This is a genomic window from Desulfovibrio sp. UIB00, from assembly GCF_022508225.1.
Classification (GTDB): domain Bacteria; phylum Desulfobacterota; class Desulfovibrionia; order Desulfovibrionales; family Desulfovibrionaceae; genus Desulfovibrio.
In genome coordinates this window covers 1-17,826 of record NZ_JAETXJ010000014.1, presented here as the reverse complement: position 1 = coordinate 17,826, position 17,826 = coordinate 1, and the positions used below count along the sequence as shown (strand labels likewise).

The window sequence follows — 17,826 nt, the reverse complement described above, 5'->3', positions numbered from 1 at the left end:
TGAGGAGCCTTGATGGTATTGTTCAACGATTCGCCACCTTCTTCTCATTATGAGCTATGCGTATCAGCACGTTGTTGTAAGAACGTACTCCCGCCCAAAGATATGGTGGGGTCCATACTTCATAGTATGCCACTGTGGAGTCGTTTTGTAGCATACTTTTTGGGCGCGATGTTATTAGCTTGGGTAAAGCTTTCGTTCTTTACAGAAAATGAATTGATGACGGCTTTGTGGGAAGAGACTTCAATTTACTTAAATGCATATCATCTTTCTTTCGGAGCTTTTTTATTTTTTCCAGACGCCGGGTATATAAATTTTTTACCCAAATTAGCTGCGTTTCTTTCCTTGCGTACTTTAGGTTTAGTTGCTGTTTACCCCCTTGCTCTTAAGTATCTTAGTTTTTTTCTTTCAGCTCTGGTCTTATTGGTTTTTCTTTCAAATCGTTTTTTTTACCTAATCCCTTCTGTGACAACGCGGTTTCTGCTGTGTTTATTACTTTTTTTCTTTCCAGAGCATGACTTTTATGCTTCGTATAATTGTAGTTACTATGTTGTTTTTTTATTATGCTATTATTTAATTGTATTATCGAGCGAATTTATGCTTGGTAAAAAAGAGTTTATATTTATTCTAATGTCTGCGCCTGTTGCCGTGTGGTCAAAACCAGTTTTTTTCTTCTTTGGTCCAATTCTTTTACTTATAGGTGTGCTACAATTTCAAAAGGCATTAAAGACAGGATTAATCGACTGGTATAAGAACATAGCTTGTTTAGTTTTGATTGCGCTTTATGCGTGTCAGCTGTTTTTTATTATAACCTTTTATCCAGAGCTAGGTGCTTCAGGGTTGTCTGAACTTGCCCGGCAAGGGAATGTGTGGCAGCAAGCATCGACCTTGACTGTCAGGTTTATTCTTTTTTGTGGATATGGGCTAGCCATGCCTCTTAATATGGCGCTCAGTCCCCGTATTGGCTTCTTCCTATATGGAGTTTTGGGCGTTTGTATTGTTGGAATTTTTTTTGTAAATCTTCGATTTTGCTTTCGCCATGGGCAAGGGATTCTGGCCTTGTTATTTATTACCCTTATAGGGTGCTGCGGATTGTCAGTGTATGGAATTTTGCAGTCTGAGTGGCTTTTCAGGTGTAGTTTTACCGATGCTTTTTTCAATAGGCCATGGGATCATCGACATCTTTTCCCTTTTATTATTTTTTCTACATTGCAAACTATTTTTTTTGTTGAACGACGATTTTGTACCAAATCTGTTTGCTTGTCTGGTGTCATACTTATTATTCTGACCTTGGCATCATTGATAATGGTCTTACCGATGGGGCAGGGGGCTTACCACGTATACTCCTTGACATGGCCTGAAGCTAGGGGGCTGTTGAAAGAACCTGATCCTTTGATCCCGATTCCGCAAATTATGCCGGAATGGTTGCCCTCAGGTGAAGTTGGGATCACAAAACCTGAACCTGGGAAATATAACGCCCGAATGCAAGGAATGTTCTTTTCACCGCGGTGCAATTGGTTTAGCGGTATTTTGACTCCACACATTGTTGATGTGGGTTCTTTTGCCCCCGAAAGATGTGATTTTAAATTTCCAGATGTTCAGTCGGACCGGAAAATTAAGTATTTATTGCTATTCCCCAATAAATCTGATCAAATTTTTTTGTCGAAAGAAACCATCCTTACAATTCTGCAAGGGGACGTATACACTACTGCCAGACTGGTTAACCCCGGTACAAGAAGTTTTTATCTATTTGTTTTTAACCGTGTTGTCCCATCCAAGGAGATTGTTGCTTTCCGTCTTATCGCTCCTGAAGGTAATACTTCTCGGGCGGACTTTCGTGCTTGTATGATTGGGTATTGGTTCTAACTTCTTTCTTTAGAGGGCACTGTGAATCCTGAGTTCATTGATTTTTGTTCAACTTTGGGCGCTGATTCAGATATGATTCAAGGCGCTGGCGGAAATATTTCAATCAAGAACGGTGATGATCTGCACATTAAAGCATCAGGCTTGTGGTTAAAAGATGCTGCCAGAAAAAACACCTTTGTCACAGTATCCCGTAAAGAAATTTTACATCGGCATAGCCTGCGAAATGAAAATTACAGTGATCTTGCTGATGCTTTCGGGCTTCGCCCATCGATTGAAACGGCCATGCATGCATTGCTGCCACACACTTTTGTGGCGCATGTGCACTGTGTGGAGTGTCTCGCTCTTAGTGCTCACTGTGATGCGAAGCAAATATTTGAAAGCATCCTTGCTACATTCCAACATGCGATCATTCCACCGGTACGTCCTGGTTTGCCTCTTGCCCTTGCTGTAGAGGACGCTATTGCCCACCAATCAGTCAATGTCTTTGTTCTCATGAATCATGGTTTGATTGTGTGTGGCGACACGTTAGAAGAAGTCAAACAAACACTAGGAGCTGTTCGACAGTCTCTTGCCTTGCCGATGAGACCTGCAATGCCAGCTGGAACTGAACTCGTGTCTCTAAACGATCTGGGTTGGGATATTCCCCAGAGCGTGTTTATACAGACCGTGGCGATGGATCAGGAAACATTGAAACTTGTACGGCAGGCTCCCTTGTATCCGGACCATGTGGTATTCCTTGGACCAATAATTCCAGTTGCGGCGGAAGGTGCGCCCTTGTCTGCAGCTGTTGAACGATTTGAGCAGGATAACGGTTTTAGGCCTCAATGGATGATTTTTCCATCTCAGGGGGTGCTCGCAGCACCGCAAAGCGGTGATGGTGAACTGGCCATGCTTGATGTACTGGGGCGGGTGGGACAGCGTTTGCGAACTTCTTTTGAGCCATTGCAGGTATTGCCAGCAAGTATTATTTGTGACTTGACGCGATGGGAAGCCGAAGCTTACAGAAAAAAGATTAGGGCTTAATAAAAAAATATTTTTCTAATTCGCAAGTCATTACTTAGGGTGACCAGAGCTATGAATATAGAAGCGACTCAATGGCAGCTTGTCATTCCAATGTCTGGATTTGGGGAGCGGTTCCGAGCTTGTGGCTATAATGTCCCCAAGCCACTTATCCCGGTTGATGGAAAACCGATTATTGAACATGTAATCAACATGTATCCTGGTATTAAAAATGTATTTTTCATTTGTAATCAGGATCACCTTGACGAACCGCATTATCACATGCGTGAAATTCTCAACTCTATTTGTCCGACAGCACATATCATAGGTATAGCACCGCACAAGTTGGGGCCTGTCTATGCTGTTTCCAGGGTATATGATCAGCTGGATGAAGCTGCTCCGACCATAGTAAATTACTGCGATTTTTCTTGTGTGTGGGATTGGAATGCTTTTAAGGAATTTGCAGAACAAACGGGGTGTGATGGCGCTGTGATGTGCTACACTGGTTTCCACCCCCATATGTTGCACAGCACAAGCTATGCGTATGTTCGAACTATAAACAAAGATAATATTCTAGAAATACAAGAAAAGCAGCCTTTTACTGACAGCCCAATGGATGAATTTGCATCCAGCGGCGCTTACTACTTTCGCAATGCACGGCTGATGCGTGAAGCTTTCGAGGAAACTAGAGCGCGTAACGATTTGCGACTTAAGGGAGAATATTACGTCAGCTTGGCGTATCGTCCTTTACTTGAAAAGGGTATGGATATTCGGGTATTTGAGATTGATAAGTTTCGTCAGTGGGGAACTCCCGTTGATCTCGCCGAATATCAGTGCCACATGCGTTATATTGATGCTGAAGCTAAAGGGTTTTCTGCTCCTAGGCAGAAGGGCACAGTTCTTCTGCCTATTGCAGGCATGGGAAGCCGGTTTGCCAAAGAAAACTTCGCATTACCCAAGCCACTTATCCCTGTGAATGGACGCCCCATGGTGTTACAGGCATGGCAGGCCCTACCACATGCTGATGATAATTGTTTCGTAATTCGCAGGGGTATGCCAGGGGCAGATGCCTTGGGAAAGATGTTGCGCAAAGAGGTACCTGGCTCACGAATAGTTTTTCTTGACGCCCCTACAGACGGACAAGCTAGAACCTGTCTATTGGGGGTAGATGGTGTGGATATGGACGCTCCTCTTACAATTGGAGCCTGTGATAATGGGCTGGTGTATAATTCTGCCTTATTTACTGACCTTATGGACAATGCTGAGGTCGATTTCATCGTCTGGACTATGCGTGGTTACCCTGGCGCTGTTAGGCATCCTGAAATGTATGGGTGGGTTAATGCTACAAGCAAAGGGGATATTATAGGTATCTCTGTAAAAAAGCCGCTTTCGTGCCCAGAGACAGATCCTGCCGTAACAGGTGCTTTTACTTTTAAAAGGGCATCCGATTTTGTGCGGGCTGCCGAACACATGATTCTGCAAGATCGCCGCATTAATGGTGAATTTTATGTGGATGAATGTGTCAATGATGCTGTCAAATTCGGTCTCAAGGGCATGGTCCTAGATGTTGAAGCCTATCTGTGCTGGGGGACGCCTGACGACCTGCGGACGTATGAATACTGGCGTTTTTAATAGGAGGAAAAATGAAATCGGGAAGGGATACGGTCTGGGAGCTTGCGTTCAATAAACAGCCGCTTTTTGAAAAACTCAAATTCTTTTTAATGCAACATAGCCTTAAAAAAATGATGGCAAAATCTAAAAAAGATTTAAATTGCATTGATATTCTTGATGTAGGTTGCGGGTATCATGGTAATATGTTGCGGGCGTTATCAAAGTCTGCGAGAAGCGTAACGGGACTAGATTTTAATATTGATGAGGAGTTGTTTTCGCGTGACAGAATAAATAGTATTGTTGGCGATGCTGAAAAAGTACTTTGTAATGTCCCAGAGCAAAGTTTTGATGTCGTATATATGCTCAGTGTTCTTGAACATGTTAACGACCCGGTGAAACTGCTTAAAGAAGTTAGAAGGGTTTTAAGGCCAACGGGTGTTTTTTTTGTTAACAGTCCCTCATGGTTTGGCAAATTTATACTGGAGCGTGTTGTACTTCCCTATTTTGACGGCTCTGGCTCATATAAAATTCAAGTAGACACTCATAAAAGATATTTTTCTAACTCTTCTCTCTGGCAGGTTTTGATTGATTCGGGATTTGTGTCGTCAGAGGTTAAGATTGCAAAGGCAAATTTTTTCTGCAGTGTGAGCGCTTGCATCACAAAACGAAATGACGCAGCTTAGTACACAAGTGTTCCGGTACACAATCATAGGTGTATCAGCCGTCATTCTAGATGCTGTCATCTATTCTTTGTGTATAAAGTTGTTATTTTTTTCTATAGAAGCTGCTAAACTGACTGGTGTAGTTAGTAGCGTGGTTTATGGATATATTTTAAATGGTAGATGGACTTTTTCACAAAGAATATCATTGCGTAATATTTTGTCTTATTGTGCTGTGTATGGTTTTAGCATTGCATTGAATGTAATGGTGAATAGCTTTTTCGTACGTGCTTTGCCAGAACATTTGTATCCATTAATTACAGGATTTTGTGTGGCCACAGTTCTTTCTGTCTGCATCAATTTTTTGGGGATGAAATTTTGGGTATTCAGGTAACTCCTCACAATCCAACAGACAATTACTATATGGAATGGCTATGATCGTACGTTCTCGAGCTCCACTACGTCTTGGTCTAGCAGGAGGGGGCACGGATGTGTCGCCCTTTACTGATATTTATGGTGGTTATGTGCTGAATGCCACGATTGACCGTTATGCATACGCGTCAATAGCGCCGGTTGCCGACGGTATGGTCAAATTTGAAGGCACTGACACCCAGCAAAATTTTTCCTGTACTTTAAGTGGGGTGATCCCTCTCACGGGAGAGCTGGTTTTACACAAGGCTGTGTACAATTATATTGTTCAAAATTATAATCACGAAGAACCATTGCCAGTTGAAGTGCGTACCTTTTGTGAAGCTCCCCCAGGGTCTGGGCTGGGCTCTTCATCAACACTAGTTGTGGCCATGCTTCGTGCCTATGTGGAGTACCTGAACATCCCTATGGATGACTATTTGCTTGCACAAATTGCATATACTATTGAGCGCGAGGATTGTGGCATGCAAGGTGGCAGGCAGGACCAATATGCGGCTGCCTTTGGAGGATTCAATTTTATGGAGTTTTATGCAGAAGGGCGAACTGTTATTAATCCTCTTCGCATCAAAAACTGGATTCTTACGGAATTTGAATCATCAATATTGTTATATTTTACCGGAATTTCAAGGGACTCTGCCAGCATTATCAAAGAGCAGAGCAAAAGCGTCAATTCCAGTGACAAAGGCTCGCTGGAAGCAATGCTTGAGATGAAGCATGAGGCTCTGAAAATGAAAGAGTGTCTTTTGAGGGGAGATTTTGCGGGACTTTCTGCATCATTTAGGAATGGATGGGAAAGTAAGAAGCGCTCAGCTAAGCTCATCTCTAACCCGTGTATAGAGGAAAGTTATGAAACGGCCATGCGGGCAGGGGCATTGGCTGGCAAGGTTTCCGGTGCTGGAGGAGGTGGGTTCATGATGTTTGTTGTACCCCCTGAAAAACGAATGAACGTTGTGCGAGAACTAGGCAAACTTAGTGGGGAAATTGTGCCAGCACATTTCAGCCCCAACGGCGTTCAGTCTTGGTGGATGTCGGAGCCGTTAGGTGTCTAGTTCAACGCGTGATAAAATGGAAGCCGTGATTTTGGCTGGCGGCAAGGGAACCCGGCTGAGGAGTGTTGTCTCGGATCGGCCAAAGGCTCTTGCACCCATTGGAGGTGTGCCCTTTCTGTATATTCTGCTTAAGTACCTGGCCAACAAAGGCTTTGGCAGAGTTGTAATCTCGACTGGTTACCTGGCCGACCAAGTCATCCGAGCTGTGGGGCAACAGTTCGATGGCATGGATATTTGTTGCGTTAGGGAGGATAGCCCACTAGGTACTGGTGGGGGGCTACGTTTGGCTCTTGAGTCGTGCCACAATGACCATGTGTTCGTCCTTAATGGTGATACTTTTCTTGATTTGGATTATCATGAGGCAGAGCTATTTTGGCAGCAGTGTCGAGCGCCTATCTTAATTGGTTGTAATGTCGATGATGCGACCCGCTACGGAAGGTTAAAAATTTCGAAAGGTCGTGTCGTAGCATTCACGGAAAAGGGAAATACCGGTGAAGGGATTATAAATGCGGGGTGTTATATCATTCCCACAGATTTGCTGAGTGATTTCTCAATTGGTGAAGTTTTTTCATTTGAGCAAGATTTTTTGCAGCAATTTGTATGCAAGCACGATATGTATCTTTTAATTGCAAAAGGTGTCTTTATTGATATCGGCGTACCTGAAGATTATGACAACGCTCAGAAATTACTTAAGAAATATTGCTAGTAGTTTTAGAAATAACTTTTTTTGCCTCTCCAGTTTCGGGAACTGTGCAAAAAAAATCCCGTGTCAGTGGTTTAGTTGTTATCTAGTAGAACGTTGCTGTTTTCAGGCATAAAGTTGGAAAAACATGGATTTTTAACCTGTTATGGATACTCTGCATGCTTTTTAGCTCGCTTATCTTTTTGTTTGCTTTTTTCCCAATTGTATTTTTGGGCTACTGTATTACAAAAAAAACAGCAAAGAATTTATTTCTTTTAGTTGCCAGCATTTTATTTTATGCATGGGGTGAGCCAATATATGTTGTTATAATTGTTATTTCTATTATTATTAATTACACGTTTGGTATTGCTATAGAAAAATTCTATATAAAAAGCTGTTTATTAGCACGTTGTATGCTCATCCTTGGCATAGTGCTAAATGTTTCGTGTCTTGGATATTATAAATATGCTACATTTGTAGTTCAAACGGCGATTGATTTGTTGAGGTTGTTGGGAATAGCGTATCCAGTATCAACTGTTGCAATTCAGCTTCCAATTGGAATTTCTTTTTTTACCTTTAAGGCTCTTGCATATCTCATCGATATTTATAAGAAACAGTTTTCGGCACAAAAAAATATTATTGATTTTGGAATGTATCTTGCTTTTTTCCCACAATTGTTAGCGGGGCCAATTGCACGATACCAAAATTTTGTAGAGGAAATTTCAAACCGTAGTATCACTCTGTCTAATATTGCACTCGGGCTGCGTATCTTTTCGTTTGGAATGGCCAAAAAGGTCTTGATTGCCAATAGTCTGGGGACTATCGCCGATGCCGCATTTGCTCTCCCTGCTGGTTCAGCTTCTTTGCCCTTGGGATGGCTCGGTGTTGTTACATATACTCTGCAAATTTATTTTGACTTTTCAGGTTATTCCGACATGGCAATTGGGTTGGGGTTGATGTTTGGGTTTCATACGTTGCAAAATTTTAACTATCCTTACATTGCCGACAGTCTGACTAACTTTTGGCGTCGTTGGCATATATCGCTTTCAACATGGTTCAGGGATTACTTGTATATACCTCTTGGTGGCAACAGGCATGGTTTGGTTCAAACTTATCGTAATTTGTTGATAGTTTTTTTAGCAACTGGCCTTTGGCATGGAGCTAGTTGGAATTTCGTGGTTTGGGGAGGGTGGCACGGCCTTTTTTTGATTCTTGAGCGACGTTTTCGAGATGTTTATCAGAAAATACCAGCTGCAGTGCGCCATGGGTATGCCTTATTGGTAGTTATGTTAGGCTGGATTCTTTTTCGCAGCAATACATTAGAAGAGTCTGTGAATTATACAAAAGTGCTGTTTGATTGGTCACGCATAATGCCAGAACCACTTTTTTATGAATTGATAAACGCGCGTACCATCTTTTTTATTTGTCTTGGTTGTATCTTCAGCGTGCCTGTTGGAGAGTGGCTGCGTGGTAAAGTTTCAAATTGGTGGTTTTATGAAACTCTTTTTTCTTGGGGTGGGTTAGGTATGTCAATTGTTTTTCTGGTTAATTCTACATACACACCTTTTCTCTACTTCAGGTTTTAATTGTTATGTTTTCAAAACGAATTCTTGACATTATCAGCTGCAGTTTTTTTGCAATGATAGTTTTTTTCCCGGTTTTAAATTTTAATTTTTCGGGAAAAGTTTCATCTGAAAATAGGATGTTAGCGGATTTTCCAGCATTTCCAGATAGCTGCAGTGATTTGAGGCGGTTCAATAAAGGAGTCGAAGATTGGCTTGATGACAGGCTGGGATTTCGCAAACAGCTTGTTACAATCTATCGTCGCCTTGAACTGGGACTTTTTGGCGTTTCCCCCTCAAAGTTAGTTGCATTAGGAAGAGATGAAACCGCATATCTCATAGAACCACAAAATAGCAGTATTAGATATCAAGAGTTGTATGATGCAGTTGGCGAGTCGGGTGATGGAATACCCCTCGATAAAGAACAATTCGCGCATATGGCCTTTGCATCGAAAATTCTTAGTGCATCGAACACACCAGCACTTCTGTTGGCTGTCCCAACTAGCCCTTTATTCAATTATGAAAAACTACCTCTATATTTGCGAAAGGTCATAAACAAGAAAACCCCAGATCATCACCCCCTATCTGCCGCCATTGCCAGGTTTAATACTCATTATCCTGAATATGCTCATTTCTTTTTGTATCCTTTCAAAGAAACATTAGATTTTGCAAAAAGCTACTCACCTTATCCACAAAAAAATTTTCATTGGTCATGGTCGCCTTTCACAGTGATGGTATCGGAAATGATCGCTGAACGCTTTGGCCAACCTGTTCGTCATCGATTTTCTCCCACGGACTTTAGTCCTTGCGTGACACAATCTGATTTGGCTCATTTGGTGGGAGTGCCTGATTTCATGAACAACAATGATCTTTGCCCATCGGGTGAATTTTACTCTGGTGAAAAGATATCTGGGGTTACTCTCGCTGAAGCCTTTCCTGATAATAAAGGAGCACATTCTTCTGCAGGAACATATTATACGAATACTGCTGTTCCTTCAGGGAAAATCCTTGTCATTGGAGACTCATTCAACTTTAGCTTGGGGATACCCTTAGCAAGAAATTTTAGAGAAGTTCTGGTCCTTGATTATTATGGTGTTATCCGCGAGGCGGGTAATAAATATGAAGATGTGTTACGCCAGATAAAAATATCATATAGACCCGAACGTATTGTTATTGTGAGACATAATTTATTTATGGATTTGGAGAGTGCTTCAGGTTTACGTATTTTTCTCGACATCTAACAGTAACTGCATCCATCTAAATGCAACAAATAACTTTATCTGTTCTGTAGCGTTAGAAAATAAAGATGTAACATATGCCTATTCAGGCAAAAAGACTTTTTGTGTATTTTGATACGAGGTGTATGTTGATGGAAGCCCCTTTAGTTTCACTAGTAATTCCTTGTTATAATGAAGGTGAGAATGTTTGCTTGCTTATTAAACGGCTTGCTTCTCTCAGCGAGCTGTGTCCAATGGTTGAATTCCTCCTTGTTGACAATGGTTCAACAGATGGAACTTCCGGGCTTTTTATCGATGCTGCAGAATCATACCATAATATCAGTACGTTGAGGGTTGATAAAAATCAGGGGTACGGATTCGGTATCCTCCGAGGCTTAGGTGAGGCCCGGGGGATTTATTTGGGTTGGACGCATGCTGATATGCAAACGGACCCTGCTGACGTATTATTAGCTCTTTCATTACTAGATGCTGAAAGAAGTTCTAAACGATTTTTTTTTAAGGGACTCCGGCGGGGGCGCCCTCTTGGGGATAGGTTCTTTACAGCTGGGATGGGGGTTTTTGAAAGTGCGTTGTTCCTTTGCCCGCTATGGGATATTAATGCTCAACCCAATTTGTTTCACAGAGAGTTATTTGAATCTTGGAAGAACCCACCACATGATTTTTCTCTTGATCTTTATGCTCTTGTTGCAGCCCATAAGAAGGGTTATGACATCCGGCGATTTCCAGTAAAATTTGCTGATAGGCCACATGGACACTCAAGCTGGAATATAAGTTGGAGAGCAAAACTTAAATTTATTAGGCGCACTATTGAGTATAGCTTGAAGTTGCGCCGGGGGATCAGCTCATGGTAATTATTTGTCATAGGCGCAACACAATTGCCGAATTGAAATTGGCGGAGGCTTGTTATGGTATTGAAGTAGATATCCGCAGCTTTGGCGAAGAATTAGTGGTTCACCATGAACCCTTTGTTAAAGGGCCTTACTTTGAGGATTGGCTTCAGTCCTTTCATCATAAAACACTTATTCTCAATGTAAAAGAAGAGGGCTTAGAGGCTCGAGTTCTAGCTTTGATGCATCAGCACGGAATAACAGATTTTTTCTTTCTGGATCAATCCTTTCCTTTTCTGGTGAAAACAGCCAGATCTGGTGAGAGGCGTTGTGCCGTCAGAGTTTCAGAATTTGAATGTATTGAAACAGCAATGTCGCTTGCTGGTAAAGTGGATTGGATATGGGTTGACTGCTTTACAAAATTTCCGCTCGACCATGGATCAGCGAGCAAATTGGTAGATGCTGGCTTTAAATTGTGCATTGTATCTCCAGAATTACAAGGTCGAGATGCTGCATCGGAGATTCCACAAATGCGTCAATTGCTTCAGAACGAAGATATTCCTTTTCATGCTGTCTGTACTAAGGAGCCTATACTTTGGAGTTGAAGGAATATTTGCATAAGCCATTATTCCTTTGGGGGTGTGCGGCAAAATTTTTTTTGGCGCTCCTCCTTGTCCCTGCGCCGCAAACAGAGTGGTTTACTCCGTTTATGGCTGCTTTTTGGCAAAATCCTAGTATTGTGCCATGGAATTATGTATTCCATAATAGTACAGCCTTTCCTTATGGAATTTCAATGTTTGCGGTTTTACTACCGTGCACATTTCTGGACTATACCGTAGCACGATTTCTTTCTCATGGTATGTTTGGCTTTGGGATATCGTTAACTTTATTATTAGCCGACTTGTGGCTATTTTATCTCCTTTGGAGGCTACTGCCAGATAAAGGCGAGCAACTACTGCATACATATTGGTTTTCCCCCATTTCACTTGTTGGTGTTTATTGGGTTGGGCAACTTGATACGATACCTGTATGCTTCTTGTTTAGCGCCTTATTGTCATTGCAGCAGAGGCGGCCTTTTTTTTCTGGATTTTTAGTAGCCTTGGCCTGCTCTGCAAAGCTGAGTATGGCCGTAGTGTTGCCTTTTTTCTTTATATACCTGTTTCTTACCCCGCGACTGAGAGACTTTGGGAAATTTTTTTTGAAAGGCTTTGTTCTCGGTGGTTTTGTTTTTTTGGTGCCGCCACTTTTCTCCCCAGGTTATAGATTGATGGTGTTGGGCACTCCGGAAATGCTCCGTATATTTGACCTGCACTTGTCGATGGGCGCGCTTACGCTCTATCTCACGCCGATCATTTATGGCTTGGGGTTGTACTTTGCTTGGCGTATTCGTCGTATGACTTTTGATCTTTTTTGTACAATTTTAGGTCTATCTTTTTTTCTGCTGGTTTTTTCAACGGCGGCCCCGCCAGGCTGGTATTTGTGGATTGTGCCTTTTATGACCATTTTTCAGGTCAAGGCGGCCAGCGCAAGGCACCGAACTCTTCTTGTGGTGTTCAGTGTTATTGTATCAGTAACGCAGGTTCTATTCTGGCCTGGCCCTGATTTGCCAGTGCTAGGGATATCTTTACGTACCTTTTTCCCTGACATAATGCGACATGCGCCAATGCAGGTGCATTCCATTTGGATAAGTATTTTGGTTTTGGGGGGGGCGGTCGTTTACATTAGCATGCTGCGCGAGAACGTGTACCGGAATAAAGCGTACATTACATGGCGAAGCCCAATGGGAATCGCCGTTGCAGGTGATTCCGGTACAGGCAAGGATCGTTTGGCTAGGACTTTGGCCGGTATGTTTGGCAAAGAATGCATCACTCACGTAAGTGGTGATGACTACCATCAGTGGGATCGTTATGGAGTTATGTGGCAGGCGTTCACGCATCTGCACCCTGGCGCTAACAACCTACGGCAATTTACTCATGATGTGACAGCTCTTTTCGGTAAAAAGAGTATTGTTTGCCGAGAATACAACCATACAACTGGGCGTTTTACCCCTCCTGAAATGCGTCACGGCAATGATTTCATTCTTGTGACAGGATTGCACGCGCTTATAAATAAAAGCCTTCGCAATCTGTATGACATCAGCATATACTTGGATATGGACGAAAATTTGCGGCGATGGTTTAAATGCCGCAGAGATTGTTTTGAACGTGGACACGTACTTGCTTCAGTCCTGGCAAGCATTGAGCGGCGCAAGAACGATGCGGAACAATTTATTTACCCCCAAAGTAAGCAGGCTGATATCATTTTTTCATTGTATTCTGTCAGTCGACTACGATTGGAGGATATGCAGGATTCTGCTTTTGCTCCGGAGCTTGGGCTTAAAGTGACGTTGCGTGGAGCCCATTTTTCAGATGTTCTCGTAAGGAGCCTGATAGGCCTTTGTGGTATGCGAGTAGACGCACGTTTTACTGAAGATCTTGACGTCATGACTTTGGCGATTGAGGGTGACCTGACGCGGGAAGACATGGCATTTATTATCCCTCGACTATTCCCCAATCTTCAAGATTTGCTGGCACTCGAGCCTCAGTGGGCGGGAGGTATGGATGGCGTAATGCAAATTGTTGTGCTCGGATATCTTGCCGACAAAATGGAATCAAAGGAATTATAAATGGTTTGTCAGCACATATCATCGCCAAATTTTCCGCATGCAGTTATTTTTGATATGGATAATACGCTCTATCCTTATCAACCTAGTCATAATGCTGGGATGAATGCTGTAGAGGAAAAACTCATCACAGATTATGGGATTACATCTAAAAATTTTACTGAGTGCTTCATGCAGGCACGAAATGAACTAAAGGTGCGCTTGAAAGCAACGGCGAGTTCTCACAGTCGTCTTTTATATTTTATGCGTACACTCGAGTTGTTGGGATTCAAATCACAGCCATTACTTGCGCTTGATCTTGAACAGAGTTATTGGCGAAATTTTTTAAAAGTTGCAGAACTTTACCCAGATGTTATTCAGGTGTTTGAGTTTCTCAAATCTTCTGGGGTTGCTATTGCCATAGTTACAGATCTTACTTCCCAAATACAGTTGCGAAAATTGATATATTTCGATATTGATAAATACATAGACTGCATTGTAACAAGTGAGGAGGCTGGCATAGATAAAAGTGGTCTTGTTCCATTTGAACTTGCAATACAGCGACTCGGAATCCCTCCACAGGAAATATGGGTCGTTGGTGATAATGAACAGGCTGATATGCATCCAGCGCATCATTTTTCAATGTTGCCGGTATTTAAATTTTCTGCCACGTCATGCGCGCCTCAATGGGTGCCGCTTAAATTCCAGCATTTTGCTGAATTGAAAAGAATTTTGGAAGATCTGAAGCAATAGAGTGGAGGGAAAGTGGGCACAACATCTATGCTCAATATGCGGCAACCTGCGCTTTTTTTGGATAGAGATGGCGTTGTCAACCTCGACTTCGGGTATGTTCATCAAAAGAAAGACGTCGTTTTCATTGACGGCATTTTCCCCCTTGCCCGAGCCGCACATGAAGCAGGCTATCTGGTAGTTATAGTAACCAATCAAGCTGGTATCGGCAGGGGATACTACACTGAAGAGCAGTTTCACATTCTGATGGAATGGATGAGAAATGAATTCTGCGCTCATGACTCCTTCCTTGATGCGGTCTATTTTTGTCCAGATCATCCAGAGCACGGCATCGGTAAGTATAAAAAATCGTCTGAAATGAGAAAACCTGGACCGGGGATGATTCTTCAGGCCACTGAGGAACTTAACCTTGATTTGCGTGCTTCCATCATGCTTGGTGACTCCATTCATGATATTGAGGCTGGTGCAGCGGCGGGAGTTGGAACACTTTTGTATTTCGGCACGAAGGATTGCCCTCAAAATGCCAATAAAATAGCTACACTTGCTGAGGCAGAGCGGTTTCTCAGTCCTCGCATATGTTCGATGAGCCAGATAAAAGATTCCCCCCATATTAGTAGTCTGTTGCAGCGGTATCCCAAGCTTATTCCTTTGGAATCTCAGCTCTATACTTGCGTGACGATGATGGCTGAATGTGTGCAATCTGGCGGAAAAATTTTGACATGTGGCAACGGAGGTAGTGCTGCAGATGCGGAGCATATCGTTGGTGAATTGATGAAACGTTTCCTATATGATCGCCCGCTGTCTGTGACTGATGTAAAGGCCTTAGAAAGAGTCTGTGGTCATGAGGAGGGAAGGCGTCTAGCTGGTAGCCTTGAGCGAGCCATTCCAGCAATTTCTCTTGTTAGCGGGGTGGCTTTACCCACAGCATTTGCGAATGATGTCACCGCTGAAAATTGTTTCGCCCAGCAAGTGTTTGGTTTGGGCCAGCGTAATGACCTTTTGTGGGTTATTAGTACCTCTGGCAACTCACGTAATGTGGTACAGGCGCTTCGAGTAGCACGGATGAAAGGTTTGCGTACGGTAGGATTGACAGGGGATTCTCCTGGTGCTGTCGCCCCATATTGTGATGTGCAGTTACGAATGCCGGAAACGTTGACGCCCGCTGTCCAAGAGTTGCATTTACCTGTTTATCATGCCTTGTGTGCAGAGCTTGAGCGCATACTGTTTGCCAGCATATAACGCTGTCATGGATAATTGTTTGCTTTGGAAGTCCACTGAGTATGGGGTTGAATGTCGTTAGTATTAAGGTGTGTATGAAAAAAATAGATGCATTGTCACGGTGGTTGGTTTGCCTTTTACTTCGGTCAGTTTATGCAAGGTTAAAGGAAATAGGTTGCAAGTGCAATTATTGGGCAGATCCTATTTTGCAGCCTGACTTGTTTAAAAAAGTTCAGATGGGCCGCGCCGGCGCATTTGCTAAACTTGACGACATCAGGTTCACGGTAGCTTATTATATATATATTAAAGGAGGGGCACTTCAACTTTGCCGTGAGGCCCTGGCACTGCTAATATCTTCAAGGCGGGGCATTTTTACAAATCTTTTTAGCAAGTTTCGGGCGCCAAAGGAAGTTAACAGGGCTGTATCTGGCATAGTTGAACCACGGGCGGTGCTTGTGGTTGGACCAAATCTCCCCAATGCAGAAAGTTCAGCTGGTGATTTAGCAATTATTGGATTGCTCTTGAATTTGCAGCAATTGGGCTTTTCTTCTGTTTTCGTACCACTGACCATGGCTGATAAAACAGATGCCACTTCTTTTTCGCAGCAGTACGGTGTGCATGTGCCTTGTGCTCAAGATGGCTACCGTAATGCTGAAGATTTTGTGGCACGAACGGGCAAAGATTTTGCCACTTTTTTCATCATTGGGCGCGAATCAGCACAAAGTGTACTCTCCATGTGCCGAATTGTCGCTCCTTCTGCACGCATCATTTTTCATGCTCCGGATGTAGCTTTTTTGCGAGAGGAACGCGCTGCCAATGTTGTGTCTGGGGTTGATGCAAAAATGGTGGCAGATTTTAATAAGCGTATCGAACTTTCACTCATGCAACAGAGTGATCTTGTAATGACTGTCAGTAATGAGGATGCAAAAGTTCTGCAACATGCAGGACTAAGTGTTCCAGTTGCTATTCATCAGGCTTTGAATGTGCCAGTCAGAGAAAACACACCAGGCTTTGATGTCAGGAAGGATATGTTTTTTCTTGGCAATTTTGATCATAAACCTAACATTGATGGAATCCTATGGTGTTGCCAAAAAATATGGCCTAGCATTCTCGAACAGATGCCAGGTGTGCGCCTGCATATAATTGGTTCTCATGGCGAAATATTGGAGAGAGATTTATCGCATGTGAAAGGAGTGTTTTTTCATGGTTTCGTACCAGATCTAGAGCCTCTCCTACTTTCAATGCGTTTATGTCTTGCACCCTTACGCTATGGAGCAGGTATAAAGGGTAAAGTTGCCATGAGCCTGGGGGCGGGGATTCCTTGTGTCTGTACTAGCATTGCTGCAGAAGGAATGCTGCTGGTGAATAATGAAACAGTATCTATTGCAGATAACTCTTCTGATTTCGTCGATGCAGCCATCCGTTTGTATTCCGATAAAGTGTTGTGGAGTAAACTTGCAATGCTTGGCAAAGAACATGTGCAGAAACATTTTACGCTTGAAGCTAACAAAAATTCTTTATGTCATTTGCTTAAAGAATTTAAAGATTATTCTTGGCTGACACAATAATACGACCAGAGATTAAAGAACAGTTCTGGTAGGGTCCAGAATTTTTCGCACAAGTCGACAAGGCATGGTTTCGTATTGAGCCGCAAACATTCTGTTTAAGTTGATATCTCTTGGTTCATGCTCATATACCGTTGTGTGCCCCACTTTTGCCCAGCCATATATCGTAGGTTGGCAGTCACTAGCATTAGGGCCGCGTGACTGACCCTTACCCCACTGCGTATACCACTTGTAAGTTGGTGGTTTCCAATGGGTTACAGGTTATATTCTTTTCGCGAAATTCTTCCGGTGTCAGCCATCCCAAGGGACTGTGAGGTCGCCGCTGGTTGTAATCATGCCGCCAGGCTTCAACTGTTCTGCGGGCATCGTGCAGGGACAGAAACACGTTCTGATTTAAACACTCATCCCGGAATTTTCCGTTAAAGCTTTCAATGTGCCTATTATCCGTAGGATTCCCCGGACGAGTAAACTCTATTTGTACTCCATGCTCAAAAGCCCATGTATCCAGGGCCTTACCGCTAAATTTCGGCCCATTATCAACCTTGATACGCTGCGGCAACCGCCCTTGAAGGCGTAGTCTTTCAAGGACACGCACAACTCGCACTCCAGGCAACGACATATCCACTTCGAGCGCGGGGCTTGAACGATCCCACAGATCGGCAATTGTCAAAACCCGGATGCGCCGCCCACCCATAAGGGAATCGCTCACAAAATCCATCGCCCATTGCTCATC

At 43.1% G+C, this 17,826-nt stretch carries 16 protein-coding genes; 15 read left to right on the top strand and 1 reads right to left on the bottom strand.

Going from position 1 to position 17,826, the window contains the following annotated elements; all coding sequences use genetic code 11:
* Positions 1-12: 12 nt before the first annotated feature.
* The 15 genes from JMF94_RS14640 to JMF94_RS14570 all read left to right on the top strand — a co-directional run bounded on the left by JMF94_RS14640 (position 13) and on the right by JMF94_RS14570 (position 17,096).
* The gene (locus JMF94_RS14640) at positions 13-1,863 is read left to right on the top strand and encodes a hypothetical protein (RefSeq protein ID WP_240826013.1); all 1,851 of its coding nucleotides are present in this window, start codon (positions 13-15) and stop codon (positions 1,861-1,863) included.
* Positions 1,864-1,884: 21 nt separating this feature from the next.
* Complete coding sequence (locus JMF94_RS14635; RefSeq protein ID WP_240826012.1) at positions 1,885-2,886, top strand: class II aldolase/adducin family protein; 1,002 nt, start codon at positions 1,885-1,887, stop codon at positions 2,884-2,886.
* Between the two features lie 51 nt (positions 2,887-2,937).
* Positions 2,938-4,494, top strand: a complete 1,557-nt coding sequence (locus tag JMF94_RS14630) for an NTP transferase domain-containing protein (protein ID WP_240826010.1) — start codon at positions 2,938-2,940, stop codon at positions 4,492-4,494.
* Positions 4,495-4,505: 11 nt separating this feature from the next.
* Entirely contained in the window at positions 4,506-5,156 is a 651-nt protein-coding gene (locus JMF94_RS14625; RefSeq protein WP_240826008.1) for a class I SAM-dependent methyltransferase, read from the top strand.
* The gene (locus JMF94_RS14620; RefSeq protein WP_240826007.1) at positions 5,143-5,526 is read left to right on the top strand and encodes a GtrA family protein; all 384 of its coding nucleotides are present in this window, start codon (positions 5,143-5,145) and stop codon (positions 5,524-5,526) included. The genes JMF94_RS14625 and JMF94_RS14620 overlap by 14 nt, the downstream gene beginning before the upstream one ends.
* Positions 5,527-5,566: 40 nt before the next feature.
* Entirely contained in the window at positions 5,567-6,610 is a 1,044-nt protein-coding gene (locus JMF94_RS14615; RefSeq protein WP_240826005.1) for a GHMP kinase, read from the top strand.
* Entirely contained in the window at positions 6,603-7,316 is a 714-nt protein-coding gene (locus JMF94_RS14610; RefSeq protein ID WP_240826004.1) for a nucleotidyltransferase family protein, read from the top strand. Before JMF94_RS14615 ends, JMF94_RS14610 begins: the two co-directional genes overlap by 8 nt.
* A 155-nt stretch (positions 7,317-7,471) precedes the next feature.
* A complete protein-coding gene (locus JMF94_RS14605) occupies positions 7,472-8,878 on the top strand; it encodes an MBOAT family O-acyltransferase (RefSeq protein ID WP_240826003.1) in 1,407 nt (468 codons plus the stop codon).
* 53 nt (positions 8,879-8,931) lie between these two features.
* The gene (locus JMF94_RS14600) at positions 8,932-10,095 is read left to right on the top strand and encodes a hypothetical protein (RefSeq protein ID WP_240826002.1); all 1,164 of its coding nucleotides are present in this window, start codon (positions 8,932-8,934) and stop codon (positions 10,093-10,095) included.
* Positions 10,096-10,169: 74 nt separating this feature from the next.
* Complete coding sequence (locus JMF94_RS14595) at positions 10,170-10,943, top strand: glycosyltransferase family 2 protein (protein ID WP_240826001.1); 774 nt, start codon at positions 10,170-10,172, stop codon at positions 10,941-10,943.
* On the top strand, positions 10,937-11,524 hold the full coding sequence (locus JMF94_RS14590; protein ID WP_240826000.1) for a hypothetical protein: 588 nt from the start codon (positions 10,937-10,939) through the stop codon (positions 11,522-11,524). The genes JMF94_RS14595 and JMF94_RS14590 overlap by 7 nt, the downstream gene beginning before the upstream one ends.
* Positions 11,515-13,584, top strand: a complete 2,070-nt coding sequence (locus tag JMF94_RS14585; protein ID WP_240825999.1) for a hypothetical protein — start codon at positions 11,515-11,517, stop codon at positions 13,582-13,584. The genes JMF94_RS14590 and JMF94_RS14585 overlap by 10 nt, the downstream gene beginning before the upstream one ends.
* Positions 13,585-14,313, top strand: a complete 729-nt coding sequence (locus tag JMF94_RS14580; RefSeq protein WP_276612948.1) for an HAD family hydrolase — start codon at positions 13,585-13,587, stop codon at positions 14,311-14,313.
* Between the two features lie 12 nt (positions 14,314-14,325).
* Complete coding sequence (gene gmhB, locus JMF94_RS14575) at positions 14,326-15,549, top strand: D-glycero-beta-D-manno-heptose 1,7-bisphosphate 7-phosphatase (RefSeq protein WP_240825996.1); 1,224 nt, start codon at positions 14,326-14,328, stop codon at positions 15,547-15,549.
* A gap of 197 nt (positions 15,550-15,746) precedes the next feature.
* On the top strand, positions 15,747-17,096 hold the full coding sequence (locus JMF94_RS14570; protein WP_240825995.1) for a glycosyltransferase family 4 protein: 1,350 nt from the start codon (positions 15,747-15,749) through the stop codon (positions 17,094-17,096).
* Positions 17,097-17,301: 205 nt separating this feature from the next.
* Here JMF94_RS14570 and JMF94_RS14565 read toward each other — a convergent pair.
* A partial coding sequence (locus tag JMF94_RS14565) for an integrase core domain-containing protein (RefSeq protein WP_240825994.1) occupies positions 17,302-17,826 on the bottom strand: 525 nt, incomplete at its 5' end.

Coding starts and splice junctions, on each gene's coding strand:
- JMF94_RS14600 (WP_240826002.1), top strand. CDS start 8,932: ATGATAGTTTTTTTCCCGGTTTTAAATTTTAATTTTTCGGGAAAAGTT.
- JMF94_RS14580 (WP_276612948.1), top strand. CDS start 13,585: ATGGTTTGTCAGCACATATCATCGCCAAATTTTCCGCATGCAGTTATT.
- JMF94_RS14620 (WP_240826007.1), top strand. CDS start 5,143: ATGACGCAGCTTAGTACACAAGTGTTCCGGTACACAATCATAGGTGTA.
- JMF94_RS14625 (WP_240826008.1), top strand. CDS start 4,506: ATGAAATCGGGAAGGGATACGGTCTGGGAGCTTGCGTTCAATAAACAG.
- JMF94_RS14640 (WP_240826013.1), top strand. CDS start 13: ATGGTATTGTTCAACGATTCGCCACCTTCTTCTCATTATGAGCTATGC.
- JMF94_RS14605 (WP_240826003.1), top strand. CDS start 7,472: ATGCTTTTTAGCTCGCTTATCTTTTTGTTTGCTTTTTTCCCAATTGTA.
- JMF94_RS14595 (WP_240826001.1), top strand. CDS start 10,170: ATGCCTATTCAGGCAAAAAGACTTTTTGTGTATTTTGATACGAGGTGT.
- JMF94_RS14630 (WP_240826010.1), top strand. CDS start 2,938: ATGAATATAGAAGCGACTCAATGGCAGCTTGTCATTCCAATGTCTGGA.
- JMF94_RS14590 (WP_240826000.1), top strand. CDS start 10,937: ATGGTAATTATTTGTCATAGGCGCAACACAATTGCCGAATTGAAATTG.
- JMF94_RS14615 (WP_240826005.1), top strand. CDS start 5,567: ATGATCGTACGTTCTCGAGCTCCACTACGTCTTGGTCTAGCAGGAGGG.